At 70.2% G+C, this 26,862-nt stretch carries 22 protein-coding genes; 11 read left to right on the top strand and 11 right to left on the bottom strand.

Features of this window, described 5'->3' with window-relative positions; all coding sequences use genetic code 11:
• Positions 1-70: 70 nt before the first annotated feature.
• The 7 genes from ACFWY6_RS24495 to ACFWY6_RS24465 all read right to left on the bottom strand — a co-directional run bounded on the left by ACFWY6_RS24495 (position 71) and on the right by ACFWY6_RS24465 (position 7,902).
• The gene (locus tag ACFWY6_RS24495; protein WP_384694110.1) at positions 71-904 is read right to left on the bottom strand and encodes an HpcH/HpaI aldolase/citrate lyase family protein; all 834 of its coding nucleotides are present in this window, start codon (positions 902-904) and stop codon (positions 71-73) included.
• Positions 901-2,094 (bottom strand): CaiB/BaiF CoA transferase family protein, encoded by a 1,194-nt coding sequence (locus ACFWY6_RS24490; RefSeq protein ID WP_384694108.1) that lies wholly within the window; start codon positions 2,092-2,094, stop codon positions 901-903. Before ACFWY6_RS24490 ends, ACFWY6_RS24495 begins: the two co-directional genes overlap by 4 nt.
• Positions 2,091-2,999, bottom strand: coding sequence for a ribokinase (rbsK, locus tag ACFWY6_RS24485; protein WP_384694105.1), 909 nt, complete (start codon positions 2,997-2,999; stop codon positions 2,091-2,093). The genes ACFWY6_RS24490 and rbsK overlap by 4 nt, the downstream gene beginning before the upstream one ends.
• Positions 2,996-4,372, bottom strand: coding sequence for an ADP-ribosylglycohydrolase family protein (locus ACFWY6_RS24480; protein WP_384694102.1), 1,377 nt, complete (start codon positions 4,370-4,372; stop codon positions 2,996-2,998). Before ACFWY6_RS24480 ends, rbsK begins: the two co-directional genes overlap by 4 nt.
• Positions 4,369-5,532, bottom strand: a complete 1,164-nt coding sequence (locus ACFWY6_RS24475; RefSeq protein ID WP_384694099.1) for an ADP-ribosylglycohydrolase family protein — start codon at positions 5,530-5,532, stop codon at positions 4,369-4,371. Before ACFWY6_RS24475 ends, ACFWY6_RS24480 begins: the two co-directional genes overlap by 4 nt.
• Complete coding sequence (locus tag ACFWY6_RS24470) at positions 5,492-6,706, bottom strand: ADP-ribosylglycohydrolase family protein (protein WP_384694113.1); 1,215 nt, start codon at positions 6,704-6,706, stop codon at positions 5,492-5,494. The genes ACFWY6_RS24475 and ACFWY6_RS24470 overlap by 41 nt, the downstream gene beginning before the upstream one ends.
• A 188-nt stretch (positions 6,707-6,894) precedes the next feature.
• Entirely contained in the window at positions 6,895-7,902 is a 1,008-nt protein-coding gene (locus ACFWY6_RS24465) for an ADP-ribosylglycohydrolase family protein (RefSeq protein ID WP_384694097.1), read from the bottom strand.
• A gap of 247 nt (positions 7,903-8,149) precedes the next feature.
• On the opposite strand from ACFWY6_RS24465, the gene ACFWY6_RS24460 reads away from it, so the two are divergent.
• The 6 genes from ACFWY6_RS24460 (at position 8,150) to ACFWY6_RS24435 (ending at position 18,606) form a co-directional block, all read left to right on the top strand.
• The gene (locus ACFWY6_RS24460) at positions 8,150-8,881 is read left to right on the top strand and encodes a VIT1/CCC1 transporter family protein (RefSeq protein ID WP_384694094.1); all 732 of its coding nucleotides are present in this window, start codon (positions 8,150-8,152) and stop codon (positions 8,879-8,881) included.
• 306 nt (positions 8,882-9,187) lie between these two features.
• Complete coding sequence (gene gltB / locus ACFWY6_RS24455; protein WP_384694092.1) at positions 9,188-13,747, top strand: glutamate synthase large subunit; 4,560 nt, start codon at positions 9,188-9,190, stop codon at positions 13,745-13,747.
• A complete protein-coding gene (locus ACFWY6_RS24450; RefSeq protein ID WP_384694090.1) occupies positions 13,740-15,200 on the top strand; it encodes a glutamate synthase subunit beta in 1,461 nt (486 codons plus the stop codon). Before gltB ends, ACFWY6_RS24450 begins: the two co-directional genes overlap by 8 nt.
• A 259-nt stretch (positions 15,201-15,459) precedes the next feature.
• Positions 15,460-16,761 (top strand): sugar ABC transporter substrate-binding protein, encoded by a 1,302-nt coding sequence (locus tag ACFWY6_RS24445; protein WP_384694088.1) that lies wholly within the window; start codon positions 15,460-15,462, stop codon positions 16,759-16,761.
• Between the two features lie 19 nt (positions 16,762-16,780).
• Positions 16,781-17,776 carry a sugar ABC transporter permease gene (locus ACFWY6_RS24440; protein WP_360763363.1) on the top strand — a complete coding sequence of 332 codons (996 nt, stop codon included), beginning with the start codon at positions 16,781-16,783 and terminating at the stop codon, positions 17,774-17,776.
• Positions 17,773-18,606: a carbohydrate ABC transporter permease gene (locus ACFWY6_RS24435; RefSeq protein ID WP_384694085.1), complete on the top strand. Its 834-nt coding sequence runs from the start codon at positions 17,773-17,775 to the stop codon at positions 18,604-18,606. The genes ACFWY6_RS24440 and ACFWY6_RS24435 overlap by 4 nt, the downstream gene beginning before the upstream one ends.
• Positions 18,607-18,630: 24 nt before the next feature.
• Here ACFWY6_RS24435 and ACFWY6_RS24430 read toward each other — a convergent pair whose 3' ends face one another.
• Entirely contained in the window at positions 18,631-19,530 is a 900-nt protein-coding gene (locus tag ACFWY6_RS24430; RefSeq protein WP_384694083.1) for a chitosanase, read from the bottom strand.
• 113 nt (positions 19,531-19,643) lie between these two features.
• Here ACFWY6_RS24430 and ACFWY6_RS24425 point away from each other — a divergent pair, with 113 nt between their 5' ends.
• Together ACFWY6_RS24425 and ACFWY6_RS24420 are read left to right on the top strand one after the other, a co-directional pair.
• Entirely contained in the window at positions 19,644-19,862 is a 219-nt protein-coding gene (locus ACFWY6_RS24425; protein WP_384694080.1) for a hypothetical protein, read from the top strand.
• A gap of 41 nt (positions 19,863-19,903) precedes the next feature.
• The gene (locus ACFWY6_RS24420; protein WP_384694078.1) at positions 19,904-21,004 is read left to right on the top strand and encodes a hypothetical protein; all 1,101 of its coding nucleotides are present in this window, start codon (positions 19,904-19,906) and stop codon (positions 21,002-21,004) included.
• 425 nt (positions 21,005-21,429) lie between these two features.
• Here ACFWY6_RS24420 and ACFWY6_RS24415 read toward each other — a convergent pair whose 3' ends face one another.
• Positions 21,430-22,176 carry an SDR family NAD(P)-dependent oxidoreductase gene (locus tag ACFWY6_RS24415; protein WP_384694075.1) on the bottom strand — a complete coding sequence of 249 codons (747 nt, stop codon included), beginning with the start codon at positions 22,174-22,176 and terminating at the stop codon, positions 21,430-21,432.
• A 171-nt stretch (positions 22,177-22,347) separates the two neighbouring features.
• Between ACFWY6_RS24415 and ACFWY6_RS24410 the strand changes: the two genes are divergently transcribed.
• On the top strand, positions 22,348-23,073 hold the full coding sequence (locus ACFWY6_RS24410; protein ID WP_384694072.1) for a vWA domain-containing protein: 726 nt from the start codon (positions 22,348-22,350) through the stop codon (positions 23,071-23,073).
• Between the two features lie 27 nt (positions 23,074-23,100).
• On the opposite strand, the gene ACFWY6_RS24405 is transcribed toward ACFWY6_RS24410, so the two are convergent.
• Together ACFWY6_RS24405 and ACFWY6_RS24400 are read right to left on the bottom strand one after the other, a co-directional pair.
• Entirely contained in the window at positions 23,101-24,048 is a 948-nt protein-coding gene (locus ACFWY6_RS24405) for a tyrosine-protein phosphatase (protein ID WP_384694069.1), read from the bottom strand.
• Positions 24,049-24,249: 201 nt separating this feature from the next.
• Positions 24,250-24,768, bottom strand: a complete 519-nt coding sequence (locus ACFWY6_RS24400) for a MarR family winged helix-turn-helix transcriptional regulator (protein WP_384694066.1) — start codon at positions 24,766-24,768, stop codon at positions 24,250-24,252.
• A 129-nt stretch (positions 24,769-24,897) separates the two neighbouring features.
• Between ACFWY6_RS24400 and ACFWY6_RS24395 the strand changes: the two genes are divergently transcribed.
• Both ACFWY6_RS24395 and ACFWY6_RS24390 read left to right on the top strand, forming a co-directional pair.
• Positions 24,898-26,337, top strand: a complete 1,440-nt coding sequence (locus ACFWY6_RS24395; RefSeq protein ID WP_384694063.1) for an MFS transporter — start codon at positions 24,898-24,900, stop codon at positions 26,335-26,337.
• 230 nt (positions 26,338-26,567) lie between these two features.
• Positions 26,568-26,771, top strand: a complete 204-nt coding sequence (locus tag ACFWY6_RS24390) for a cold-shock protein (RefSeq protein WP_055556530.1) — start codon at positions 26,568-26,570, stop codon at positions 26,769-26,771.
• Positions 26,772-26,862: the final 91 nt, after the last annotated feature.

Genomic DNA, 26,862 nt, shown 5'->3' with positions numbered 1-26,862 from the left:
GGTTCGGTGGGGGTGTGGTGCGGGGTGATCGGGCGGGTGGGTGGGAAAGGGGGGAGGCCGAGCTGTGGGGTCAGAGTTCGCGGTGGGTGAGGGAGAGGGTCCGCCGAGCCTCCTCCACCACCGCCGCGTCGATGAACGTGCCGTCCGGGAGGGCCAGTGCTCCCGATTCCGTTGCCGCCGCCTTGAGGATCTGTTCGGCGCGGTCCACCTCCTCCGGGGTGGGGAGGTACGCCCGCTCGATCGCCGGAAGCTGCCGGGGGTGGATCGCGGCGCGGCCCAGGAAGCCCAGGGCGCGGCCGTGGGCGCAGGACGCGGCGAGCCCCGGCAGGTCGAGGATGTCCGGGTACACCGACTGCGCCGGCGGTGCGAGCCCCGCCGCCCGCGCGGCCACCACCACGCGGGCCCGCGCCCAGTCGAGGCCCGCGTCGTCCCGTACTCCCAGATCCGCGCGGAGATCCGCCTCGCCGATGGACAGGCCGTGCAGGGCCGGGTGCGCGGTGGCGATGGCGTACGCGTGCTCCAGACCGACGGCCGATTCGAGCAGGGCGTGCAGGGCCGGGGCGCCGCCGTCCGCGGGGGCCGCCTGCTCGGCGACGCGGACGACATCGGCGGCGCACGTCACCTTCGGCAGGCGAAGCCCGGAGACGCCGGGAAGGTGCGCGATCGCCCGGAGATCGGCCCCGGCGAGCGGGCCGTCCAGGGCGTTCACACGGACGTGCACCGGGACGGGCGGAGGCTCAGAGAGAAGGTCGGCCGTCGCCGATCGCGCGTACTCCTTGCGGTCGGGGCCGACCGCGTCCTCCAGGTCGACGATGACGACGTCCGCGCCCGCGAGCAGCGCGTTCGCCACCACGGACGGACGGTCGCCGGGAGCGTACAGCCAGGTCAGCGGCATGTCTCTCACAGGGCGCCCGCCTTGCGCAGCTCGGTGATCTCCCCTTCGGACAGGCCGAGTTCCGTCAGGACCGCATCCGTGTCCGCGCCGTGCGGGCGGCCCGCCCAGCCGATGCCGCCCGGTGTCTCGGAGAGCCGGAAGAGGACGTTCTGCATGCGCAGGGGCCCCAGCTCCGGGTCGGGGACGGTGGTGACGGTGTTCAGGGCCTCGTACTGCGGGTCCGTCATGACGTCGCGTACGTCCTGGATCGGGGCGACCGCGGCCTCCGCCTTCTCGAACGCCTCGATCACCTCCGCACGGGTGTGGCGGGCGATCCAGCCGCCGACCGCCTCGTCGAGCACGTCCGCGTGGCCTGCCCGGTCCGCGCCGCTCGCGAACCAGGGCTCGGCGATCAGGTCGGGGCGGCCCACAAGCCGCAGCACGCGTTCCGCGATCGACTGCGCGGAGGTGGAGACGGCGACCCAACTCCCGTCCGCCGTGCGGTAGGTGTTGCGGGGCGCGTTGTTCGTCGAGCGGTTGCCCGTGCGGGGCTGTACATGGCCCAACTGGTCGTACCAGAGCGGCTGCGGGCCGAGGACCGTGAGGATCGGCTCGATGATCGCCATGTCCACCACCTGGCCACGGCCCGTGCGGTCGCGTGCCGCGAGCGCCGTCATCACCGCGTACGCCGTCGCGAGACCCGCGATCGAATCGGCGAGGCCGAAGGGCGGAAGGGTCGGCGACCCGTCCGGTTCTCCGGTGACCGCGGCGAAACCGCTCATCGCCTCGGCGAGCGTGCCGAAGCCGGGGCGGCGGGCGTACGGGCCGAACTGGCCGAAGCCCGTGACGCGGGTCAGGACCAGGCGGGGATTGGCCTCGCTCAGCTCCTCCCAGCCCAGGTCCCACTTCTCCAGGGTGCCGGGACGGAAGTTCTCGATGATCACGTCGGCGGTCGCGGCGAGTCGCAGGAGCGTGGTGCGGCCGCCGGGCGTCGAGAGGTCGAGGGTCATGGTGCGCTTGTTGCGGCCCAGCAGTTTCCACCACAGGCCGACGCCGTCCTTCGACGGGCCGTGGCCGCGGGACGGGTCGGGGCGCGTGGGGTGCTCGACCTTGACGACCTCCGCGCCGAAGTCGCCGAGCATCGTCGCGGCGAGCGGTCCTGCGAAGAGGGTCGCGACATCGAGTACGCGCAGGCCGGTGAGGGGTGCCTGTGCTGTCATGATGCTGCGCCGTTCGCCTCGTTGTCGATCTCCGAGCGGTACGGCATGGACGCCGAGGCCCCGGGCCGCTGGACGGAGAGCGCCGCCGCCGTCGACGCCCACGCGAGTGCCTCCGGCACCGAGCGGCCCTCGGCGAGCGCCACCGCGAGGGTGCCGACGAAGGTGTCGCCCGCGCCGGTCGTGTCCACGGCGGTGACGTGCGGTGCCTCCACGAGGACCGGTTCGGCGTCGCGGGCCGCGTACAGGCTGCCGCGCGCGCCCAGGGTGACGACGACCTCGGGGACCTGGTCGAGCAGCGCCTTGGCCGCCGCGTGCGGGTCGGTGATGCCGGTGAGGGTGGCCGCCTCGTGTTCGTTGGGCACCAACAGGTCGGTGGCGGCGAGGAGTTCGGGCGGCAGCTGCTGTGCGGGAGCCGGGGTCAGGACGGTGCGTACGCCGTGTCTGCGGGCGGCCTGAGCCGCGGCGAGCACCCCTTCCACGGGGATCTCCAGCTGGAGGAGCAGGGTGTCGGCCGATGCGATCAGGCCCTCGTCGCCGGGGGCCAGTGCGGTGAGCGTGCCGTTGGCGCCGGGGATGACGACGATCGCGTTGCCGCCCTCGTCGTCGACCACGATGTGGGCCGTGCCGGTGGCCGCGGTGTCGACGGTGCGCAGCAGGTCGGTGTCGACGCCGGAGTGCTCCAGTGTGCTGCGGAGCTGGGTGCCGAAGGCGTCGGCGCCGACCGCGCCGATCATCGATACGTTGTCGGCGCCGGCGCGGGCCGCGGCGACGGCCTGGTTGGCGCCCTTGCCGCCGGGGAGCGTGCGGAACTCCCGCCCGGTGACGGTCTCGCCGCGTTGCGGCGCCTTGGCCACGTACGCGATGAGGTCCATGTTCGTGCTGCCGAGCACGGCGATGTGGGTCATGGGAGGTCTGTCTCCTGGATCTCATGGGCGAGTTCGGTGGTGAGGTCCGCGAGGGTGTCGAAGCCGATGCCGTCGAAGCCGGTGACGGAGGTGGCGAGACGGTTCTCTAGCGGGGAGGTCCAGCGGTCGGGGAGCTTGTCCGGGTGGCCGGCGAGCAGGCCCGCGATCGAGCCCGCGGTGGCGCCGTTCGAGTCGGTGTCCCAGCCGCCGGAGACGGCGCGGGTGATGGAGCCGGTGAAGTCGCCTTCGGCGTGGGTGAGAGCCGCGGCCAGCAGGGCGGCGTTGGGGACGACGTGGACCCAGTGGTAGTGGCCGTAGGTGGCGTGGAGCTCGTCCACGACGTGGTCGAAGTCTCGCTGTTCTCGGGCCAGTTGGATGCCGTGGCGGACGGCTCGGGCGAGACGGGAGTCCTCGGGTACGACGGTGAGGCCGGTGCGCAGACAGTGGTGGACGTCGTCGGTGCCTGCCGCCGCCTCGGCGATGGTGGCCGCCGCGAACATCGCGCCGTACACGCCGTTGGCGGTGTGGGTGAGGGCCGCGTCGCGGTGGGCCTGTTCGGCGGCTTTCGCGGGGGCGCCGGGGTTGGTCCAGCCGTGGACGTCGGCGCGGATCAGGGCGCCGATCCATTCGCGGAAGGGGTTGTGGTGGGTGGCGGTGTGCGGGGGTTCGATGCCGTTGAGGAGGTTGCGGTAGGCGATGCGTTCGGCGGTGAAGGTGCGGGCCGCGGGGAGTTCGTCCAGCCAGAGCCTGGCCACGTCCGTGGTGGTGAAGGTTTTGCCGTGGCGTTGGAGGAGGCGGAGGTTGAGGAGGGGGTAGTTGAGGTCGTCGTCCTCGGGCATGCCGGTGATGTTCTCGGCGAGGGAGGTCTTTGCGGAGCGCTTGTTCCAGGGGTAGTCCTTTTTGAGGTCCTGGGGGAGGCATGCTGCCGTGAACCAGGTGTTCAGGGGCCAGTTGCCTGTTGCTTTGGCGAGGCTTCGGATGCCGGCGAGGGGGAGTTTCTCCACTGGTTTGCCGAGGAGGCAGCCTGCGGCTCTGCCGAGCCACGCGGCGTGTAGGCGGTTTCTGGTTACACCCTTGGGCTGCTTGGTCGGTGCTCGGTGGGTGGGGTTGTGCCCACCCGTTCCGCCGTGCGGAACGCCTGCCCACAACAGCGGGGCGGTGAGTTCTGATAGTTCGGTCAGTAGGTGCTCGGCCAGGGTGCGTAGGTGAGCCGGGGCCGGTGGTGATGAGGCGCCCGCGCGGGGTGGGGCCAGCGTGCCCCCTGCTGCCAGCCAGCGGGTCTGGATCGTGGTGGTGTCTCGGCCCTCCTCTTGCGCCTGGCGGAGTTCATGGCCCAGTAGGTCCTCCGGCTGGACCCAGGTGAGGCGGATCATGTTGTTGCCGTCAGGGCCGTGTACGCCGACTCGTGGGCGCGGCGGCGGTGTACGTCCCGCGTGAAGATCTCCCGGGTGACCTCCGTCAGGGTGGTCGCGGGGGCCTGTAGGTCCAGGCGGCTGGCCTCCGCCACCGTCTTGGCCCACTCGGGCGGGGCGCCGGAGCCCAGTGCGCCCGCGATCGCGCCGCTCATCGTCGCGATGGAGTCGCAGTCCCGGCCGTAGTTGACCGAGCCGAGGACGGTGTGGCGGTAGTCGCCGTCGCCGATCAGGAGCATGGCGAGGGCGATGGGGAGTTCCTCGATGGAGTGGAGGCGCGATGGACGGCGGGCGCCGAGGGACGGGTTGCGGTAGTCGGGGCCGACCGTGTCGAAGGGGGTGACCGCGGTGCGGAGGGGGGCCAGCGCGGTCTCGAACTCCCGGTGATGGGAGGCCACTTCGGCCGCTTCCTCGATCGCGGACCGCGTTCCGTCTTTCGCGAGGGAGAGGGCGGTGTCGATCACCGAGGTCGGTGTGGCGCCCGGTACGCACGCCGCCGCCACCGCCGCCGCGAAGACTCCGGCGGCCTCCCGTCCGTACGACGACTGGTGCGCGCCCGCGATGTCGAGCGCCTCGGCGTACGCGCCCGCCGGGTTCGCCGCGTTGACGAGGCCGACCGGTGCCATGTACATCGCGGCGCCGCAGTTCACGATGTTCCCGGTGCCCGCCTCGCGCGGGTCGACGTGGCCGTAGTGGATGCGGGCGACGAGCCACTTCTCGGCGAGGAAGATCCGCTGGAGGGGGAGGGCATCGGCCTCGAGTTCCGGGATCCAGCGGGGGTTCGTCATCAGGTCGGGGACCAGGTGGTCGGCGACGGCGTAGGCGTCCAAGTGGTCGCGGACCGCGGCGTACACGCGGATCAGCGCGTGGGTCATCAAGGTGTCGTCGGTGATGTGTCCGTCGCCCTTGTGGTACGGCGCGATGGGGCGCGCGGTGCGCCAGCGCTCGGCGTTCCAGGGGCCGACGACGCCGTGTACGCGGCCTCCGTGCCGTTCGAGGATCTGCTCGGGGGAGTAGCCCTCGACGGGGCCGCCCAGGGCGTCGCCGACCGCGGCGCCGACGAGGCAGGCGGTGACGCGTTCAGGGAGCGATACCGCTGGTGGTTCCATTGCTTGCGTCATGTCGGGATTGTCCTCCTGGGGTGGTCGGTTCCGTGGCTGCCAGGTGCCCGGCGAGTTCCACCAGATCGGTGCCGGCGAGGCGGGGGAGCGCGCAGCCGGAGAGGGTGCGGCAGGCGTCGCGCCAGGCTTCGGGGATGGCGGTCGCCGTGCCGAGCGCGCCGGTCAGCGCGCCGGCGAGGGCGGGTGCGGAGTCCGCGACGCGCGAGAGGCACGCGGCGGCGGGCACCGCGTCGCGGATCCGGCCGCGGGCGGCGGTGGTCAGGGCGAGGGCGACCGGGACGGTCTCGGCGGCGGCGATGCCGTAGCTGTAGACGTGGTCGACGATCTGGTGCTCCAGGAGGGGGACGATGCCGAACGCGCCGTCCTCCTCTGCCTGGGTGCGGGCGAGTTTGACGGCGTGCCAGGCGTTGCGGCCGATCTCGGTGTGCTCGGGGAGCAGGGCGAGGGCGGCGTCCACGGCGGCGTCGACGTCCGCTCCGCTGAGTGCCGCGGCGATCGCCGCGGCCATGGCGCGGGCGCCGTGCACGCCGTCGCCGTCCTGGGTGTAGCGGGCGTCGAACTCCGCGAGGGCGGCGGCCTGTTCGGGGTCGCCCGGGTGGACCAGGGCGAGGACGCAGGCGCGTACGCAGGCGGCGTCGTCGAAGAAGTGGGGGTTGTCGTGGCCGGTGGCGGGTGGGCGCAGGCCGGTGGCGAGATTGCCGAGGCCCGCGCGTACGGAGATGCGGGCGCGGAGGGGGAGTACGGCGGACTCGACCTCGGGGGCGCGGGCCGCTGCGGCGGCGATTTCGCCGGCGAGGGCGCTCCAGGCGAGGTCCAGGGCCGCGCGGACCCGGCGGTCCAGGGGCAGTTGGGGGTCGAGTGTCCCGTCCGCCGCGCGGAGCAGTGATTCGGCGGTGAAGGCGGCCCATTCGGCGTCGTCGGAGGGGCCGAGGCGGAGGGGTTCCGGGGGCTGGTTGAGGGCGATGGGGACGGGGAGGGTGGTGGTTGCGTTCTGCTCGGCGAAGGTGTCGAGTTCGCGGGTGAGCCGGCGGGTCCACTCGGGCATGCGGCTTGCCCGGTGGCGGGCGGCGGGCCAACCGGCGGCGTCGCCCGCCGCGAGGCCTAGGAGGAGCCCCTCGGTGCGACTCGCGGGCCCTTGGCCTTGGTGGACGTCTTGCTCATCGGCACCCGGCATCGTGGGCTGTGCCCACCCGTTCCGCCCTGCGGAACGCCTGCCCACAGCGGGAACGGCGGAGGTGGTCTTGCTGCCCACAGCCGAGGCGACGGGGGCGGAACCGCTGCCCACGGCAAGGGAGTCGACTGCCGGGTGAACGGGTGGGTGGGTGGGAGAGATCCGCCGCGGAGCGGCGGGCTTGTCCGCGGTCACCACGCCTCCCCTGAAGGCGTGAGCAGCTCAGCCACGTCCAGTACGTGATACCCCCGCATGGAAGGCAGACAGCTCCCCCGCACGGGGCCGACCCCCGCCCGCCACGGCAGGGGAATCGCCGAAACCCCGCAGGACGCCCCGGCCAGCGCCCCAGCAACCGCCGCAGTCGTATCCGCGTCCCGCCCCATGTTCACCGCGGTCAGCACCGCCCCCCGGAAGCGGCCCGCCGCCGAGGCGTACGCGCCGAAGGCGAGGCCCACCGCCTCCGGAGCGAGGTCGGTCCAGGGGTAGCCCCCGATCACCACCGCGGAGCGCACCGCCCGCTCCCCCCGGTGCGCCACCGCCACCGCCCGCCGCAGCGAGCGCGACGTCCAGCAGTCCTCCGGGATGACGGACAGCGCGGCGGCCACCACGGAGTCCACCGGCGCGCCGCCCATCGCCGCCGCGACCCCCGCCGCGACGGCCTGCCCGCCGTAGATGCCCTCGCCGTCATGGCTGACCGAGCCGTCGATCGCGACGAGGCGGGCCGCTTCGGCCGGCCGGCCCGCGGCGAAGACCCCGAAGGGCGCGGCCCGCATCGCCAGGCCGTCGCTCCAGGCGTGCCGGTGCTGGGCGGAGATCGGGGCGGCGAGACCGCGCCGCAGGTTCTCCAGCGTGCCGCGCTCGCTGAAGCCCGCGCCGCGGAACGGGCCCTCGTCCAGGTCCGCGATCCACTCGTGCCAGGCGGCCTCGACGTGCCCGACGGTCAGCGCCGAGCCGTGCCGGGCGAGCAGAAGCCCGGAGAAGATCGCGTACTCGGTGTCGTCCGTGCCCGCAGGCTGTTCGGCGACGTAACCGGTGATGCGGCCCCAGCGGGCCCGGATCTCGGACGGTTTCATGTTCTCCGCGGGTGCGCCGAGCGCGTCGCCGACCGCCAGGCCGAGCAGCGCGCCGCGCGCCCGTTCACGGAGGTCGCCGGCGTCGCCGGGCGTCGGGACCGAGGGAACGCATGCGATGGATGCCATGCCGAGCCTCCCTGTAGCGCAGGTGGAGCGAGTACCGCTGGATGCGGTGCTTGGTTCATCCCTGCCACATGGGGTGCTCACACGAGCATCCCAGAGCTCAGATCACTCCTTCGCTCGCCTCTCCGAGGCCGTCGCCGCCCCCTCCGCCGACCCGCGTTTTCGCAGGTAAGTACGGCCTTCCTTGCTGGCGGGAGGGATTTTTCCCGCGTACTTTAGATCTCGTCCAACTATTGAGGGGGTCCACACCATGGCGATCATCGAGACCGAAGCGACGCTGCACGAGGCGCACCGCGACAACCACACCCATCGTGATGTGAACGGTGGCTGGCTGCGCCCGGCCGTGTTCGGCGCGATGGACGGCCTGGTGTCCAACCTGGCGCTGATGACCGGTGTCGCGGGCGGCTCGGTCGCACAGCAGACGATCGTCATCACCGGCCTCGCGGGGCTCGCCGCGGGTGCCTTCTCCATGGCCGCGGGCGAGTACACCTCCGTCGCCTCGCAGCGCGAGCTCGTGCAGGCCGAACTGGACGTGGAGCGCAGGGAGTTGCGCAAGCACCCGGCGGACGAGGAGAGAGAGCTCGCCGAGCTGTACGCGTCGCGCGGCGTCGAGCCGGGCCTGGCCCGCGAGGTCGCCCGGCAGCTGTCCAGGGATCCCGAGCAGGCCCTGGAGATCCACGCCCGCGAGGAGCTCGGCATCGACCCGGGCGATCTGCCCTCGCCGACCGTCGCCGCGGTCTCCTCCTTCGGCGCCTTCGCGCTCGGCGCGCTGCTCCCCGTACTGCCGTATCTGCTCGGCGCGACCTCGCTCCTGCCTGCCGTGCTGCTCGCGCTCGTCGGGCTCTTCGCCTGCGGTGCCGTCGTTGCGAAGGTGACCGCGCGCTCCTGGTGGTTCAGCGGTCTGCGGCAGCTCGCGCTCGGCGGGGCGGCGGCGGGTGTGACGTACGCCCTGGGCAGCTTGTTCGGTACCGCCGTAGGATGAGTCGATGCAGTCCTATGCGGGGTCCTGCATAAGTAGCCGTTACTCGGCGGTTTCGATTCCTTAACCACCGGGCATGAGCCGTAAGTGCTGCGGGCAATGAGGCCTGTGTCGCTCTGGGCCTACGGTCATGGATCTGTCCGCATAGGCCCCTTCCCTGCCGCTCCCCACCTTTCCGAGCGGTGTCCACATGCTGGAATGGGCTATCCGCTTTTCGAGAAGCGTTCCATCATGTAACCTGCACGAAATTTTGCCTGGGCCAACGTCGTCCCTCGCTCTGCATATGCCACGACGACGACGGGAGAGCCCATGCGTACGCACGCCTGGTCGCCCATGGACGGTCGCCCCGCCCCTCAGGGCATGTACGACCCCCGTAACGAACGCGATGCCTGTGGTGTCGGGTTCGTGGCCACCCTCACCGGTGTAGCCAGCCATGAGCTGGTCGAACAGGCGCTGACCGTACTGCGCAATCTCGAACACCGTGGCGCCACCGGCTCCGAGCCGGACTCCGGTGACGGCGCGGGCATCCTGCTGCAGGTGCCGGACGCCTTCCTGCGCGAGGCCGCCGACTTCGCGCTCCCCGAGGCCGGTGCGTACGCCGTCGGTATCGCCTTCCTGCCCGTCTCCGAAGCGGACGAGGCCGTCTCACAGATCGAGACGATTGCCTCCGATGAGGGCCTGACCGTCCTCGGCTGGCGCGATGTCCCCGTCGCCCCCGAGCTGCTCGGTGCCACCGCCCGCTCGACGATGCCGGTCTTCCGGCAGATCTTCGTGGCCGACGGCGAGAGCACCGGCCTTGAGCTCGACCGCAAGGCGTTCGTGCTGCGCAAGCGCGCCGAGCGGGAGGCCGGGACGTACTTCCCCTCGCTCTCCGCCCGCACGATCGTCTACAAGGGCATGCTGACCACCGGCCAGCTGGAGCCCTTCTTCCCGGACCTGTCCGACCGCCGTTTCGCCTCGGCCGTCGCGCTCGTCCACTCCCGCTTCTCGACGAACACGTTCCCGAGCTGGCCGCTCGCCCACCCGTACCGCTTCGTCGCGCACAACGGCGAGATCAACACGGTCAAGGGCAACCGGAACTGGATGCGGGCCCGCGAGTCGCAGCTCGCATCGGACCTCTTCGGCGCCGAGAAGCTCGATCGCGTCTTCCCGATCTGTACGCCGGACGCCTCCGACTCCGCGTCCTTCGACGAGGTGCTCGAACTGATCCACCTCGGCGGGCGTTCGCTGCCGCACTCCGTCCTGATGATGATCCCCGAGGCGTGGGAGAACCACGGCTCGATGGACCCGGCACGGCGCGCCTTCTACCAGTACCACTCCACGATGATGGAGCCCTGGGACGGCCCGGCCTGTGTCACCTTCACCGACGGCACCCAGGTCGGCGCCGTGCTCGACCGCAACGGTCTGCGCCCCGGCCGCTACTGGGTCACCGACGACGGCCTCGTCGTCCTCGGCTCCGAGGTCGGCGTCCTGGACATCGACCCCGCGAAGGTCGTCCGCAAGGGCCGTCTGCAGCCCGGCAAGATGTTCCTCGTCGACACCGCCGAGCACCGCATCGTCGAGGACGACGAGATCAAGGCCGCCCTCGCCGCCGAGGCCCCGTACCAGGAGTGGCTGGAGGCCGGCGAGATCGAGCTCTCCGACCTGCCCGAGCGCGAGCACATCGTGCACACGCACGCCTCCGTCACGCGCCGCCAGCAGACCTTCGGCTACACCGAGGAAGAGCTGCGCATCATCCTCGCGCCGATGGCCAAGACCGGCGGCGAGCCGCTCGGCTCCATGGGCACGGACACCCCGATCGCGGCACTCTCCGAGCGCCCGCGGCTGATCTTCGACTACTTCACGCAGCTGTTCGCGCAGGTCACGAACCCGCCGCTGGACGCCATCCGTGAAGAGCTCGTCACCTCGCTGCACTCCTCGCTGGGCCCGCAGGGCAACATCCTGGAGCCGACCGCCGCGACCTGCCGCAGCGTCACGCTGCCCTTCCCGGTGATCGACAACGACGAGCTCGCCAAGCTCATCCACATCAACGCCGACGGCGACATGCCCGGCATGAAGGCCGCGACGCTCTCCGGTCTCTACCGCGTCAGTGGCGGCGGCGACGCCCTCGCCGCCCGCATCGACGAGATCTGCTCGGAGGCCGACGCCGCCATCGAGGCGGGCGCCCGCCTGATCGTGCTCTCCGACCGGCACTCCGACGCCGAGCACGCGCCGATCCCCTCGCTCCTGCTCACCGCGGCCGTCCACCACCACCTCATCCGCACGAAGCAGCGCACCCAGGTAGGTCTGCTCGTCGAGGCGGGCGACGTCCGCGAGGTCCACCACGTGGCCCTCCTCATCGGCTACGGCGCCGCGGCGGTCAACCCGTACCTGGCGATGGAGTCCGTCGAGGACCTCGTCCGGGCCGGCACGTTCCTGCCCGGCATCGAGGCCGAGCAGGCCATCCGCAACCTGATCTACGCGCTCGGCAAGGGCGTCCTGAAGGTCATGTCCAAGATGGGCATCTCCACCGTCGCCTCCTACCGCGGCGCCCAGGTCTTCGAGGCCGTCGGTCTCGAAGCGGCCTTCGTGGAGCGGTACTTCAGCGGTACGACGACGAAGATCGGCGGCGCCGGTCTCGACGTCGTCGCCAAGGAGGTCGCCGCCCGGCACGCCAAGGCGTACCCGGCGTCCGGCGTCCCCTCGGCGCACCGCGCGCTCGACATAGGCGGTGAGTACCAGTGGCGCCGCGAGGGCGAGCCGCACCTCTTCGACCCGGAGACGGTCTTCCGCCTGCAGCACTCCACGCGCAACCGCCGCTACGACATCTTCAAGAAGTACACGGACCGCGTGAACGAGCAGTCCGAGCGCCTGATGACGCTGCGCGGCCTGTTCAACCTGAAGTCGGACCGCCCCTCGATCTCCGTCGACGAGGTCGAGCCGGCCTCCGAGATCGTCAAGCGGTTCTCGACCGGCGCCATGTCGTACGGCTCGATCTCCCGCGAGGCGCACGAGACCCTCGCCATCGCCATGAACCAGCTGGGCGGCAAGTCCAACACCGGTGAGGGCGGCGAGGACCCGGACCGTCTGTACGACCCCGCGCGGCGCTCCTCGATCAAGCAGGTCGCCTCCGGCCGCTTCGGTGTGACGAGCGAGTACCTCGTCAACGCCGACGACATCCAGATCAAGATGGCCCAGGGCGCCAAGCCCGGCGAGGGCGGCCAGCTGCCAGGACACAAGGTCTACCCGTGGGTCGCCAAGACGCGTCACTCGACGCCCGGCGTGGGCCTCATCTCCCCGCCGCCGCACCACGACATCTACTCCATCGAGGACCTGGCCCAGCTGATCCACGACCTGAAGAACGCGAACCCGCAGGCGCGGATTCACGTGAAGCTGGTCTCCGAGGTCGGCGTCGGGACCGTGGCCGCGGGTGTGTCGAAGGCCCACGCGGACGTCGTCCTGATCTCCGGCCACGACGGCGGCACGGGCGCATCCCCGCTGACCTCTTTGAAGCACGCGGGCGGCCCCTGGGAGCTCGGCCTCGCCGAGACCCAGCAGACCCTGCTCCTCAACGGCCTGCGCGACCGCATCGTCGTACAGACCGACGGCCAGCTGAAGACCGGCCGTGACGTCGTCATCGCCGCGCTGCTCGGCGCCGAGGAGTTCGGTTTCGCGACCGCGCCGCTCGTCGTCTCCGGCTGTGTCATGATGCGCGTCTGCCACCTGGACACCTGCCCGGTCGGCATCGCCACGCAGAACCCGGCGCTGCGCGAGCGGTTCTCCGGCAAGGCCGAGTACATCGTCAACTTCTTCGAGTTCATCGCCGAAGAGGTCCGCGAGATCCTCGCCGAGCTCGGCTTCCGCACCATCGAGGAAGCCGTCGGCCACGCCGAACTCCTCGACACCGAGCGGGCCGTGGACCACTGGAAGGCGCAGGGCCTCGACCTGGAGCCGCTCTTCCACGTGCCCGCGCTGCCCGACGGCGCGGTCCGCCACCAGATCACGGCCCAGGACCACGCGCTGGAGAAGGCACTCGACAACGAGCTCATCAAGCTCGCCGCCGACGCGCTTTCCGCATCGAGCGCGACGGACGCACAGCCGGTCCGCGCTCAGGTCGCGATCCGCAACATCAACCGCACGGTCGGCACCATGCTCGGCCACGAGGTGACGAAGAAGTTCGGTGGCGCGGGCCTGCCCGACGACACCATCGACATCACCTTCACCGGCTCGGCGGGCCAGTCGTTCGGCGCGTTCGTGCCGCGCGGTGTGACCCTGCGCCTGGAGGGCGACGCCAACGACTACGTCGGCAAGGGCCTGTCCGGCGGCCGCATCGTGGTCCGCCCGGACCGCGGCGCCGACCACCTCGCCGAGTACTCGACGATCGCCGGCAACACCATCGCGTACGGCGCGACGGGCGGCGAGCTGTTCCTGCGCGGCCGCACCGGCGAGCGCTTCTGCGTCCGCAACTCCGGTGCGACGGTCGTGTCCGAGGGCGTGGGCGACCACGGCTGCGAGTACATGACCGGTGGCCACGCGGTGGTCCTCGGCGAGACGGGCCGCAACTTCGCGGCCGGCATGTCGGGTGGCGTCGCGTACGTCATCGACCTCGACCGGGACAACGTCAACTCCGGGAACGTGGGCGCCGTAGAGGCCCTGGACGACTCCGACAAGCAGTGGCTGCACGACGTCGTGCGCCGCCACGCGGAGGAGACGGGATCGACGGTCGCCGAGAAGCTGCTCGCCGAGTGGTCCGTCTCGGTGGAGCGCTTCAGCAAGATCATCCCCAGCACGTACAAGGCAGTGCTCGCCGCCAAGGACGCCGCCGAGCGAGCCGGTCTTTCCGAGACCGAGATCACCGAGAAGATGATGGAGGCGGCGACCAATGGCTGATCCCAAGGGCTTTCTGAACCATGGCCGCGAGGTCGCGCAGACCCGCCCGGTCGGCGAGCGCGTCCAGGACTGGAACGAGGTCTACGTTCCGGGCTCCCTCCTCCCGATCATCTCCAAGCAGGCGTCGCGCTGCATGGACTGCGGCATCCCGTTCTGCCACAACGGCTGTCCGCTGGGGAACCTGATCCCGGAGTGGAACGACTACGCGTACCGCGAGGACTGGCAGGCCGCGCAGGAGCGACTGCACGCCACGAACAACTTCCCGGAGTTCACGGGCCGTCTGTGCCCTGCGCCCTGTGAGTCGGCGTGTGTCCTCGGCATCAACCAGCCCGCCGTCACCATCAAGAACGTCGAAGTCTCGATCATCGACAAGGCGTGGGACACGGGCGATGTCGTCCCGCAGGCGCCGGAGCGGCTGAGCGGGAAGACGGTCGCGGTCATCGGGTCGGGCCCCGCCGGTCTCGCCGCCGCCCAGCAGCTGACGCGGGCCGGTCACACGGTCGCCGTCTACGAGCGCGCGGACCGCATCGGCGGCCTCCTCCGCTACGGCATCCCCGAGTTCAAGATGGAGAAGCGGCACATCAACCGCCGCATCGAGCAGATGCGCGCGGAGGGCACCAAGTTCCGTACGGGCGTGGAGATCGGCCGCGACCTCGACGCGGCGAAGCTGCGCAAGCGGTACGACGCCGTGGTCATCGCCGCGGGTGCCACGACCGCCCGCGACCTGCCCGTCCCCGGCCGTGAGCTCAAGGGCGTCTACCAGGCGATGGAGTACCTGCCCCTGGCCAACAAGGTCCAGGAGGGCGACTACGTCACCACGCCGGTCTCCGCCGAGGGCAAGCACGTCGTCGTCATCGGCGGCGGCGACACCGGTGCGGACTGCGTGGGTACGGCCCACCGCCAGGGCGCGGCTTCGGTCACGCAGCTGGAGATCATGCCCCGTCCGGGCGAGGACCGTCCGGCGAGCATGCCGTGGCCGACGTTCCCCATGCTCTACAAGGTCACATCGGCGCACGAGGAGGGCGGCGAGCGGGTCTACTCCGTCTCGACCACGCACTTCGAGGGCGACGAGGACGGCAACGTCCAGTTCCTGCACCTCATCGAGGTGGAGTTCATCGACGGCAAGCTGACGCAGAAGCCGGGTACGGAGCGCAAGATCCCGGCCCAGCTGGTCACCCTCGCCATGGGCTTCACGGGCACGGACCGCGAGAACGGCCTGGTGGACCAGTTCGCCCTGGACCTCGACGAGCGGGGCAACGTCGCCCGCGACGCCGAGTTCCAGACGAACGTGCCGGGTGTCTTCGTCGCCGGTGACGCCGGGCGCGGCCAGTCGCTCATCGTCTGGGCGATCGCCGAGGGCCGCTCGGCGGCTCGTGGCGTGGACCGCTTCCTCACCGGGGCGAGCGACCTGCCGGCCCCGATCCGCCCGACGGACCGTTCGCTGATGGTCTGACCCGTACGGCTTGTTCGTACGACCCCTCATACGTCCCGTACAACGGCGTACGGAACTGAGCGACGCCCGCCTCGTCCCCGACCGGACTTGGGCGGGCGTCGTGGCGTTTCAACATGTGCAACGCGCATTGCCTGCAACGCAAATCACGTTTCGGCCCCGCTAGCCGAATGGGTCTAGACCGCGTCGCGAGCCTGCGGCCACAATCGCTCCCACAAACGGATCGGCGCAGGACCAAGCACGAACCCATGAGGGGGCCGGCATGAAGCGACGGGTCATCGCGGCAGGTATCGCCATGACGCTCGGACTGACCGCGACGGCATGCGGCGGCGATGACGGGAGCGACAGCGGCGACAAGGCGACCGACGGCAAGGGCAAGACCCTCACCGTATGGATCATGGAGGGGACCAACCCCGACGCCAGGCCCTTCTTCAAGGACGCCGAGAAGGCCTTCCAGAAGAAGACCGGCGCCAAGATCCACGTCGAGTACCAGCAGTGGGCCACCGCGCAGAAGAAGTTCACCACCGCGATCGAAGGTGGCGAGGACCAGGTCCCGGATGTCGCCGAGGTCGGTACGACCTGGGTGCCGCAGTTCGCCGAGACCGGTGCGCTCGTGGACGTGACGGATGACGTGAAGGAGTCCGGGCTCAATGACGACCTCGTCGAGGGGCTCAAGGACGCCGGCACGCTCGACGGCAAGCAGTACGGCATGCCCTGGTACGCCGGTGTGCGCTCCATCGTCTACCGCAAGGACATCTTCGAGAAGCACAAGCTGAAGGCCCCGGCCACCTGGAAGGAACTTCAGGCCGCCGCCAAGACGCTGAAGGAGAAGGAGCCGGGGATGATTCCCTTCCCGGTCGCGGGTGGCGCCGAGATGTTCGCCGCTCCCTTCATCTGGGGCGCCGGCGGTGAACTCGCCACCGAGTCGGGCGGCAAGTGGAAGTCCGGGATCAACTCGCCGGAGGCCGTGAAGGGGATCGAGTTCTATACCGGGCTCGCCACCAAGGACAAGGTCTCTCCCGCCAAGGTCAACACCTGGACGGAGAAGGAGGTCGGCGACGCCTGGAACAAGGGGCAGATCTCCATGGCCGTCGGCGGCAACTGGACCCCCAAGGCGATCGTCGACGCGAACCCGGACCTCAAGGGCAAGCTCGCCGCCGTGCCGATCCCCGGCCAGACCGGCGGCATGAGCAAGTCCTTCCTCGGCGGCTCCTACCTGTCCACGTTCAACACGGACAAGAAGGACCTCGCCTGGGAGTTCGTGAAGATGCTGACCACGGGTGAGTTCGCCGCCAAGTGGGCCACGGAGACCAACTACTTCCCGGGCCAGAACTCCGAGCTGGAGAAGATCGAGGCGAAGAAGGACCCGCTCGTCGAGCCGTTCGCCAAGCAGATGCTGGAGGCCGGCGCGACCGTCCCCAAGACCAAGGCGTACGGCGAGATCCAGGCCTCGAAGGTCATCCCCGGCATGGTGCAGTCCATCCTCACCGGCAAGTCCTCCGTCCAGGAAGCGGCGGACAAGGCGGCCAAGGACATGGACGCGATCTTCGCCAAGGACAAGTAGGCGAGGGCGAGTCGGCACCGTGAAAGACACGTTCGTCGGCGACGGGCCGAAGGAAGGCAGCGCCAAGGCCCGTCGCCCCGCCCCCCGTCCCGAACACGAAGCGGCCCTCCGGAAGAAGAAGCTGGTCGGCCTCGCCCGGCCGTGGCTGCTCCTGGCGCCATCCCTTCTCGTCCTCGCCGGTCTGCTGCTCTGGCCGCTGATCCAGGTCGGCAAGCTCTCGCTGCAGGACTACGCCGTCAAGTTCGGCGGCGGAGTGGGCACGTACGTCGGCTTCGAGCACTACTCCGACCTGCTCGGCAGCGAACTCCTGTGGCAGACGGTCCTGCCCAACACGGCGTTCTTCGCGATCGCCTGCGTCGGCCTCACCGTCGCCATCGGCACCCTCGTCGCGCTGCTGCTGAACCGCCTGGGTCCGGTGTGGCGCCTTATCTGCTCCATCGCGATCCTCGCCGCCTGGGCCATGCCCGCCGTCACGGGGACGTACGTCTGGATCTGGCTCTTCCAGCCGCAGGACGGCATGGTCAGCCAGATCGCAGGATCGATGGGGCTCATCGATCCCGAGACCACCAACTGGTTCACCGAGCGCGGGCCGTTCTACGCCATCGCGACCCTCAACGTCGTCCACCACGGCTTCCCGTTCGTCGCCATCACCGTCCTCGCCGGACTGATGACGATCCCCAAGGAGCTCTACGAAGCGGGGGAGCTGGACGGCGCCAACGCCTGGCAGCGGTTCTGGAAGATCACCCTGCCGACGATCAAGCCGGTCTTCCTGGTGGTGACCATCCTCTCCACCATCTGGGACTTCAAGGTCTTCACCCAGATCTATCTGATGCCGGGCGGCGACGGCTCCAACGAGGAGGTCTACAACCTGGGCGTCTTCTCGTACATCGAGGCCTTCGCCAAGAACGACTACGGGACGGGCGCGGCAGCGGCCGTGCTGCTCACGCTGCTGCTCCTCGTCATCACGATCGTCTATATCCGTACGTTGTTCCGGCAGGGGGATGAGGATCTGTGAGCGCCCGTCGCACCACTCTCGCGGGACGCATCGGGCTGCCGGTCGCGGTCGCCGCGCTCCTCGGCTTCACGCTCTTTCCCGTGTACTGGATGGTCTCCACGGCACTCGACCCGAAGGCGATCACCCGCGGCTCGGACGTCCTGCCGAGCGGCCTCAGCTTCGAGCACTTCAGCTTCGTGTTCGAGAAGGGCAACTTCGGTACGTATCTGCTGAACTCGGCGATCGTCGGGTTCGGCACGATCCTGGCGGCCGGAGTGCTCTCGCTGTTCGCCGCCATCGCCGTGGCCCGCTTCAAGTTCCGCTTCCGCACCTCCGTACTGATCATGGTCCTTATCGTGCAGATGGTGCCGCTCGAGGCGCTCGTGATCCCGCTCTTCATCCAGATGCGCGATTACGAGATGCTCAACTCGCTGCTCGGTCTGACCATCGTGTATGTCGCGCTCTCGCTGCCCTTCGCGATCTGGACCCTGCGCGGGTTCGTCCAGACCGTGCCGAAGGAGGTCGAGGAGGCGGCGTACATCGATGGGGCGTCCTGGTGGCGGATGTTCCGGTCCGTGCTGCTTCCGCTGGTCGCGCCGGGTCTTGTCGCCACCTCGATCTTCGCCTTCATCACGGCGTGGAACGAGTTCGTCTTCGCGTACACCTTCATGAAGGGCAGCGACAAGTACACCGCCGCCGTGGGGATCTACCAGTTCTTCGGTGAGAACTCCACGGCCTGGGGTCCCGTCATGGCCAGCTCCACGCTGGTCACCCTGCCGGTGATGATCTTCTTCGTGATCGTGCACCGGAAGCTGGGGTCGGGCCTCGCGGCGGGGGCCGTCAAGGGCTGAGTCCGGTGGGGGCGGCGTTCAGGGTTACGGGACCTTGAACGTCTCCCCGTACACCTTCCACTCCAGCGGAGTCTTCAGGCCCAGATTGCCGTCGTAGAGGAACTGCCGCTGGGCCGTCTCGACGCGGGTCGTGTCGCGGTGGGCCTTCTTCTCCTTCATCACCTTGGTGCGAATGTCGAGGAAGATGTCCAGGTACGCCTTCTCCTTGCCGCCCTGGGCCGGCGTGTTCGCCTCCTTCAGCGCCGCCTCGCGCAGGCCGTAGAAGCCGCGGGGGCCGGTGCCGGGGCCGTGCAGCACCATCGCGTCGTAGTAGATGAACTGGCCAAGGGTGCCGAGACCGTCGAGCTTGGCCAGGCGCACCGCGGGGTCGAAGTAGACGCGGTCGCGCGTCCTGTCCTGGGCCTTGCGGAACGCGGGCTCGGCGGCCTCCGCCTTCCAGGCCTCGGTGAAGCCGGGGTCGAGACCCTCGTGCGAGTCGCTGCCGTCGACCTTGCGCAGGGCGGGCAGATAGCGGGCCAGACCGTTGTCCGGGTGGTCCTTCGTGTAGCGCTCGACGAGCGTGAGCAGGTCGTGCGTACCGGTGCAGAAGCCGATGATCCCTGCGGTGTAGCCGTTCCCGTCGTCTATGTCCTCGATGTAGCCGTACTGGCCGCGCCAGTTCAGCGTCGAGTTCTCCGCGCTCGCCACGAGCTGCTGTGCCAGCTCCTTCTTGGCGGGTGCGGCCAGGCCCGGCGGCAGGCTCGCGATCAGCTTGTCGTCGGCCTTGCGCTCGGCCGCGGTCTTGTCCTCGTCGTACGGCCGCTGGGTGCCGGGCGCCTTTCCGCCGGCTCCGGCATCGGCGCTGTCCGAGTCGCCGCCCAGGAAGTAGACGGCGACCGTGGCGACCGGGGCGACGGCGAGAAGGAGGAGACCAGCACGTTTCATTCGGCCAAGATTACGTGCGCTTGCGCGGTAGCGCGCCTTCCGGATCCGGGTCTATTGACTAATAGTCAATCGCGCATCAGTCTCAGGAGCCGTACCCGGTCCTGGGAGGCCTGATGAGCGCCGAAGCGCGGGAGCAGCTTGGCAAGGAGCTGCGGGACGAACCACCGGAATCCTTCGGGCAGTTGGCGCCCGAGCAGCTCGCTCTGCTGGCCGACGCGCTGAAGCGGGAGCGGGAGAGCCGGGCGGCCGGCCTGAACGAGGCCGCCGAGGAGGCGCTGAAACTGGTGCCGGCGCTGGCGCGGGGTCCCGTACGCCGGATTCTGTTCCGGTAGTTCCGGTAGTTCCGATAGTTCCGACAGGAGGGGAGCAGGCCATGGACAAGCTGCGGAGCAGGGCGGAGACCCTGAAGATCGCGCGTCTGCTGGATGCGGAGCCGGACGGGCTCGCCTTCCTGCGGACGCTGCCCGTCGAGGACGTACGCCGCTTCCGCGAGCAGTGCCTCGCGGCGCTCTTCGACCGTACGCCCGAGATGCTGGACCGGATCGCGTCCGCGACGAAGCTGGTGCCGGCCGGGGTCGCGGCCGCGATCTCGCAGAAGGCGCTGGGCCCGCGGCTCGCCGCCGGGGTCGCCGGGCGGCTCGAACCGACGCGGGCCGCCGACATCATCGAGAAGCTGCCGGTGGCGTTCACCGCGGAGTCGTGCGGGCATCTCGACCCGCGCAGGATCAAGGGCATCGTCGACCGGCTCGACGAGGGCCTGGTGGTGCGGATCGCGGTGGCGCTGGCCGAGCGGGGCGACCACCTGACGATGGGGCGGTTCGTCGGCCATCTGCGGGACTCCGCGCTGCGGCGGATCCTGCCGCAGGTGGACGACGCGGCGGTGCTGCGGACGGGTTTCCTGATCGATGTGCCGGAGCGGCTCGGCGGGATCATCGAGCTGATGGGCGCGGAGCGGCTCGCGTCGGTCATCGCCTCGGCGTCGGGGGAGGGCCTGTGGCCGGAGGCGCTTGCCGTGGCCGGGATGGTGACGGGGGAGCAGCGGGGCCGTATCGCCTCGCTCGCCGCGGGGCGCCCGCAGCCGGAGCTCGACTCCCTGGTCGCGACGGTGGCCGAGCAGGACCTGTGGGAGTCACTCCTTCCTCTGGTGGCGCTGCTGGGGGAGGAGGAGCGGCGGGCGGTCGCGGTGCTGCCGTCCCTGCGGGATGCGGGGGTGCTTGCCGGCGTCGTCCGGGCAGTGGTGGCCACTGGTCTGTGGGCGGAGTTCCTGCCGCTGGTCGGTCTGCTGCCGGAGGAGTCCCGGAAGCTGGTCGCGGACGCCGCCGGGGCGTTGCCCGCGACCGACCTGGACGCGCTTGCCCTGGAGGTCGACAAGCAGGATCTGTGGGAACTGGTCATGCCACTGGTCGAGTTGATGGACGACGAGGCCAAGACACGGATCTTTGAGCTGCCGGCGTTTCAGGAGCAGGCGGGGTGAGCTGCGGCGTGCCGGTGTCCGGAGGCGGCCCGCACGGCAGGTGGCCCGCACGCGGCGTATGCAGGATCGTTGCGGCGGCCCCGCGCGGATGACCGCAGGCATCGCCGAGTCGCTGCCGGGGCAAGGCGCAGGCGGACACCGGCTCCCCGGAGGCCCGCCCGTTCCCGTACGAAAAAGGAATCCATGCGCCTTCGCCCCACCGTCGCCGCCTCTCTCGGCGCGCCCGCTCTCGTCGTCACCCTGCCGACCTCCGCGAGCGCCGCCACCGGCGACTTCACAACAACACCGACACTTGGGCCATGGTGTTCACCGAGGACGACTGCACCGGCGACTCCTGGACGCTGAAACCGCACGGGAACCCCGCAACGGACCGCCTCAAGCTCCGCTCGGTGTACTTCTCCGACCCCCACTGACCCGCAGGGCGGTCAGCCTGTCGTCGACCCGCCATCCACGGTGAACTCCGCCCCCGTGATGTACGACGACGCGTCCGACGCCAGGAACAGCACAAGATCGCCGACCTCCTCCGGGCGGCCCATCCTGCCGAGCGGCAGATGGGACCAGTCCCGCACGGCGGAGGCCGCGGAGATCATCGGCGTGTCGATCGCCCCCGGGTGCACGGAGTTGACCCGGACGCCGAACCGCGCGAGGTCGAGCGCCGAGGACCGGGTCAGGCCACGCAGTCCGAACTTCGTCGACCCGTACGCCGCATGCCCCGGTATCCCCACGAGCCCCGCCGTGGACGAGACGTTCACGATCGAGCCGCCCCCGGCGTCCCGCAACGCCGGCAGCACCGCCTGGATCCCCAGGAACGGCCCGAGCAGATTGACGCGGATCAGCGCGTCGAAGTTCTCGTACGTCTCGTCCTGCACGGGCGCGGTGCGCCATAGCGCGGCATTGTTGACCAGGGCGTCTAGGCGGCCGAAGGTGTCGAGGGAACGCGCCACGGCCGCCGCCCAGCTCTCCGCGTCCGCGACGTCATGATGGACGAACACCCCTTGCGGGCCGAGGGACTTGGCGACCTCGCGCCCCTCCTCCTGCCGGATGTCCGTCACCACCACCCGCGCCCCGGCCTCCGCGAAGAGCCGCGCCTCCGCGGCCCCTTGGCCGCGCCCCGCGCCGGTGATGAGGACCGTCCTGCCGTCCAACCCGTATGAGATCGCCCGGGAGTTCATGTCGCACACGCCTCCAGTACCGCCACGGTCCGCCATCTGTTTCTAACAGTCATGCTTCTAGCAGGCATACGTGGAGACATGAAGAGGGACGTCTTCGCGCCGGCGGCGTACATAAGATGGCCGAACTGCGACCAGCAGCACAGAGCAGGGCACAGCAGAGCGGAGCGGCACATGGGACCTGCGATCAGTCTGCGCAAGGTGGAAGAGGCGGCACCCGCCCTGGTCAGCCTCTACAAGAGCGCCGGAGTCAGCCTCCACAAGCACGGCCTTGAGGGCGAGCGTGCCGCCGTCTACCTCGTCATCGACTACTCCGGCTCCATGAAGCCGTACTACAAGGACGGCACCGTCCAGGCGCTCGCCGACCGCGTCCTCGGCCTGTCCGCGCACCTCGACGACGACGGCGTGGTGCCCACGGTCTTCTTCTCCACGGACGTCGACGCCGTCACGGAGATCGCCCTCGAACGCCACCACGGCCGGGTCGACGAGATCGTCGCCGGGCTCGGTCACATGGGCAAGACCAGCTACCACCTGGCGATGGACGCCGTGATCGACCACTACGTGGACAGCGGCTCCACGGCGCCCGCCCTGGTCGTCTTCCAGACCGACGGCGGCCCCATCAACAAGCTCGCCGCCGAGCGCTACCTGTGCAAGGCGTCGAAGCTGCCGCTGTTCTGGCAGTTCATCGGCTTCGGTGACGCGAAGAGCAAGCAGTTCGACTACCTCCGCAAGCTCGACGAACTCGCCGTCCCCGCCAAGCGCGCCGTCGACAACGCGGGCTTCTTCCACGCGGGCCACGATCCCCGCGCCGTCCCGGACGACCGCCTCTACGACCAGTTGGTGGGGGAGTTCCCGGCGTGGCTCGCGGCGGCGCGGACGCAGGGGATCGTGACCGCCTGACCCCTGCGCCGCGCGCGCCCGGAGTGCCTAGTCGACCATCCGCTCCCGCAGCGCGAGTATCGTCAGCGCGTCGAGCCCGAGTCCCTTGCGCAGATAGCCGTCGAGGCTCCCGTACTGCTTCTTCACCTCGTCGAGCGAGGCCTCCAGATATCCGGTGCGGACCTCCTGGAGCGGGATCAGCAGATCGGGATTCTGCATCATCCCGCTCTGCTTGAGGCCCTCGCGCACCTTCGCGTCGTACGCGGCCCGATAGGTGTTGGACGCCAGATAGTCGGCCACGGCGGTGCGCTCGGGGACGCCGATGGCGCGAAGCAGCAGATAACTCGTCCAGCCGGTACGGTCCTTGCCCGACGTGCAGTGGTAGAGCAGCGGCGCCGCGTCGCCGCCCCGCGCGATGTCGCGCAGTGTCGCCGCGAACTGCGCGCGGTTGGTGCCGTCGGTGACGAAGGTGCGGTAGACGTCGCGCATGAAGGCGTCCGCCTTGCCGTTGCCGAGCATCTCCTCCTGTCTGACGGGGTCCTTGGAGCCGATCACGGTCATCAGCATGGTGAAGAGACCGTTGTCGTTCACCGCACGGGAGGTCGCGGTGAGCCCCGAGGGCAGCCGGTCGGCGCCGTCGTACTTGACCTCGGCCGGCACCCGGAAGTCGACGACCTTCTTCAGGCCGAGCTTGGCGAGGGTGCCGACGTCGGCGTCGGTCAGCTTGGCCAGGGCATCGGCACGGAAGACCCGGCCGTAACGGACCTGCTCCCCGTCGTAGGTGCGATAGCCGCCCAAGTCTCTTACGTTGACGGCTCCTTGGAGCGGGATCTGGCGTACGCCGTCGGATGCGGGCCGGGGGTGGTGCGGGGCGTGCCGGGCGGTGTCGCGCCCGGGGGCCGTGGGCTCGGCGTGGGCCGCCCAGGCGGGCAGGGTGCCCAGGGCGATCGCGGAGATCGCGACGCCGACTGCTGTGCGCGTGCGGGCGATGTGCATGTGGGGCCGCCTTCCGTTCGGTAGCGGTCGGTCATGGCCACTCGTCGTTCAACCAACCAAGCGATTGTTTGGCCGAAGGTAGCGGGGCGTCCGTGCGTGGGGAAGGCGTGTGCGGCGACTATCTGACGGGTCGTTAGTCTCGCGGGTGACAGGTGTCACCGCGATGTAAAGAGTGCCCCTATATGGGCCCTTGGGTGTCCGCTACTCGGCGAGCCGTGCGGTCGCCCGGCGCTGGCGCTCGGTCGCCCCCTGGAGGAAGCGGATCACGGTCTCCAGTTCGTCCACCGTGAACTCCTCGCAGAGTTCGTCCACTTCGCGCTTCCAGTCCTCGAAGATGGCGGCCAGGTCGGCGAGCTTCTCGCGGCGGATCTCGATGAGCACCCGCCGCTTGTCGGTGGGGTGCTTGACCCTGCGGACGAAGCCCTTGCCCTCCAGGCGGTCCACGAGGCCGGTCACCGATGCCGGGGCGAGCGTGGTCCGCTCGGCAAGCTCCTTCGCGGTGAGCGGGCCGTCGCGCTCAAGGAGGTCGAGGGTCTTGTTCTCGGTGGCGCTGAGGCCCTGCCGGGCGGCGACGGCGGAGTGGAACATCACCGTCACCGCGCTGTTCTCGCGCCCGGCGGCGGTCAGGCGCTCCAGGACGTCGGCGCGCCCGTCCCGACGCCCGGTCTTCGCGTCCTCGCTGCTGCTGTCGGTGTCGTCGATGCCGTCGATGCCGCTCATGGGGTGACCGTAGCAAATATTTAGTTCGGGCGAACGAAAGACTTGCGATCATCTTTCGGCCCGTGCAAGTCTTTCGTTAGGCCGAACGAAATAAATCCGCGGCCCACCCCTGGAGCCCCTGGAGCCGACATGACAGCGACCCTCACCACCGATGCGCCCGCCCTGGGCGCGACACCCCACCCCCGACGCTGGGCGGCCGCCGCCGTGATGATGGTCGCCGCGCTGATGGACCTGCTCGACGTGACGATCGTCAACGTCGCGATCCCGTCCATGGGCCGCGACCTCGGCGCCTCCGAGAGCGCCCTGCAGTGGATCGTCTCCGCGTACCTCCTCGGTTTCGCCGCGACGCTGATCGTCGCCGGACACCTGGGCGACCGCTACGGCCGCAAGATCCTCTTCCTGGCCGGCACGGCGGGCTTCGGCCTCGCCAGCCTGGGCTGCGGGATCGCCCAGTCGCCCGGCCAGCTGGTCGCCGCGCGTGCCGTGCAGGGCGTCACGGCCGCCCTGCTCATGCCGCAGGTGCTCGGCTCGCTGCGGACGCTCTTCCAGGGCAAGGAGCGGGGCGCCGCCTTCGGGATGTACGGCGCCGTGGCGGGGTTCGCGTCCGCCATCGGCCTGCTCCTCGGCGGCGTACTGACCGACGCCGACCTCTTCGGCCTCGGCTGGCGCTCGGTGTTCCTGGTGAACCTGCCGGTGGCGGCCGCGACCTTCGTGGCGGGGCTCTTCCTCGTGCCGGCCACGCGCGAGCGCTCCGCGGGGCGTCCCGACGTCATCGGCAGTCTCGTCCTGGCCGCGGCGCTCGTCGCCGTCGTGCTGCCGCTGGTGCAGGGCCGGGCCAACGGCTGGCCGCTGTGGGGCTGGATCTGCGTCGCGGCGGGCGTGCTCACCCTCATCGGCCTCGCGGTGGTCGAAGGCAGGCGCCGCTCGCACACGACCGTCCCGCTGCTGCCCTCCCGCGCCTTCCGGCTGCCCGCCTTCTCCGTCGGTGTCGTCGTACAGCTGCTCTTCGCCCTCGGCATGCAGGGCTTCTTCCTGGTCTTCGCGATCTGGCTGCAGGGCAGCGAGGGCTACACCCCGATGCAGGCGGGCGTCGTGACCGTCGCCTTCTCCGTCGGCGGCTTCCTGACCGCGCCGGTCGCGGACCGGCTCGCGGCACGGTTCGGGCGCCTGGTCCTGGTCGCGGGGTCGCTCCTGATGGCGGGCGGCTTCGCCTGGGTCTGGTCGGCGGTCGCCGCGTCCAGCGAGCGGCACACCGGGGCGTGGCCGCTGGTGCCGGGTCTCGTGGTGGCGGGTGCCGGGCTCGGATTCCTCGTCGTACCGCTGGTGAACGTGGTCCTTTCCGCGGTGCCCGCCGACATCGCGGGCGGGGCGTCCGGGATCTTCTCCACGGCCCAGCAGTTCGGCGGGGCCCTGGGTGCGGCGCTGATCGGCACGGTGTTCTTCGGCCACGCCTCGTCGGGCCTGACCGGAGCGCTCGGTACGGCGATGCCCTGGGTGGCTGCGGGCTTCGCGCTCTGCGCGGTGCTGTGCCTGGCGCTGCCCAAGCGGGCGGTGGCACCGGCGGAGTGAGGCGAGTGGCGCAGGTCACGCGGGCGGCCCGGAACAGGGGCCGCCCGTGGGCGTGTTATCGTTATGTGTTGCAGTTTTGGTACCCATGAACAGGATGTGCGCCTGACGGGAATGCTCCGAAGGCGCATTGTTTGTTTTACCGGTCTTTCCGGGATGGGGGTCATTGCAGCGCTGGGATATCCGCAAAACCGCGGGGATCCGTACTCTGCCCCTGTCTTTAGGAGATTGACATGGCAACTGGCACCGTGAAGTGGTTCAACTCGGAAAAGGGCTTCGGCTTCATCGAGCAGGACGGCGGCGGCCCCGACGTCTTCGCCCACTACTCGAACATCGCGTCCTCGGGCTTCCGTGAGCTCGTCGAGGGTCAGAAGGTTTCCTTCGAGGTCACGCAGGGCCAGAAGGGCCTGCAGGCGGAGAACATCGTTCCCGCCTGATCTTCGTATCACGCGAACCTCTTATCCCGGGGGGGCGCGCCCCCACTCGGGGGGGCGCGCGGTGTGTGGGTCGCCCGGGCGGAAGTCTCTA

The organism is Streptomyces sp. NPDC059037 (genome assembly GCF_042740015.1).
Taxonomy (GTDB): Bacteria; Actinomycetota; Actinomycetes; order Streptomycetales; family Streptomycetaceae; genus Streptomyces.
Note: the sequence above shows the minus strand (reverse complement) of the source record. Positions and strands in the feature narration are given on the sequence as shown.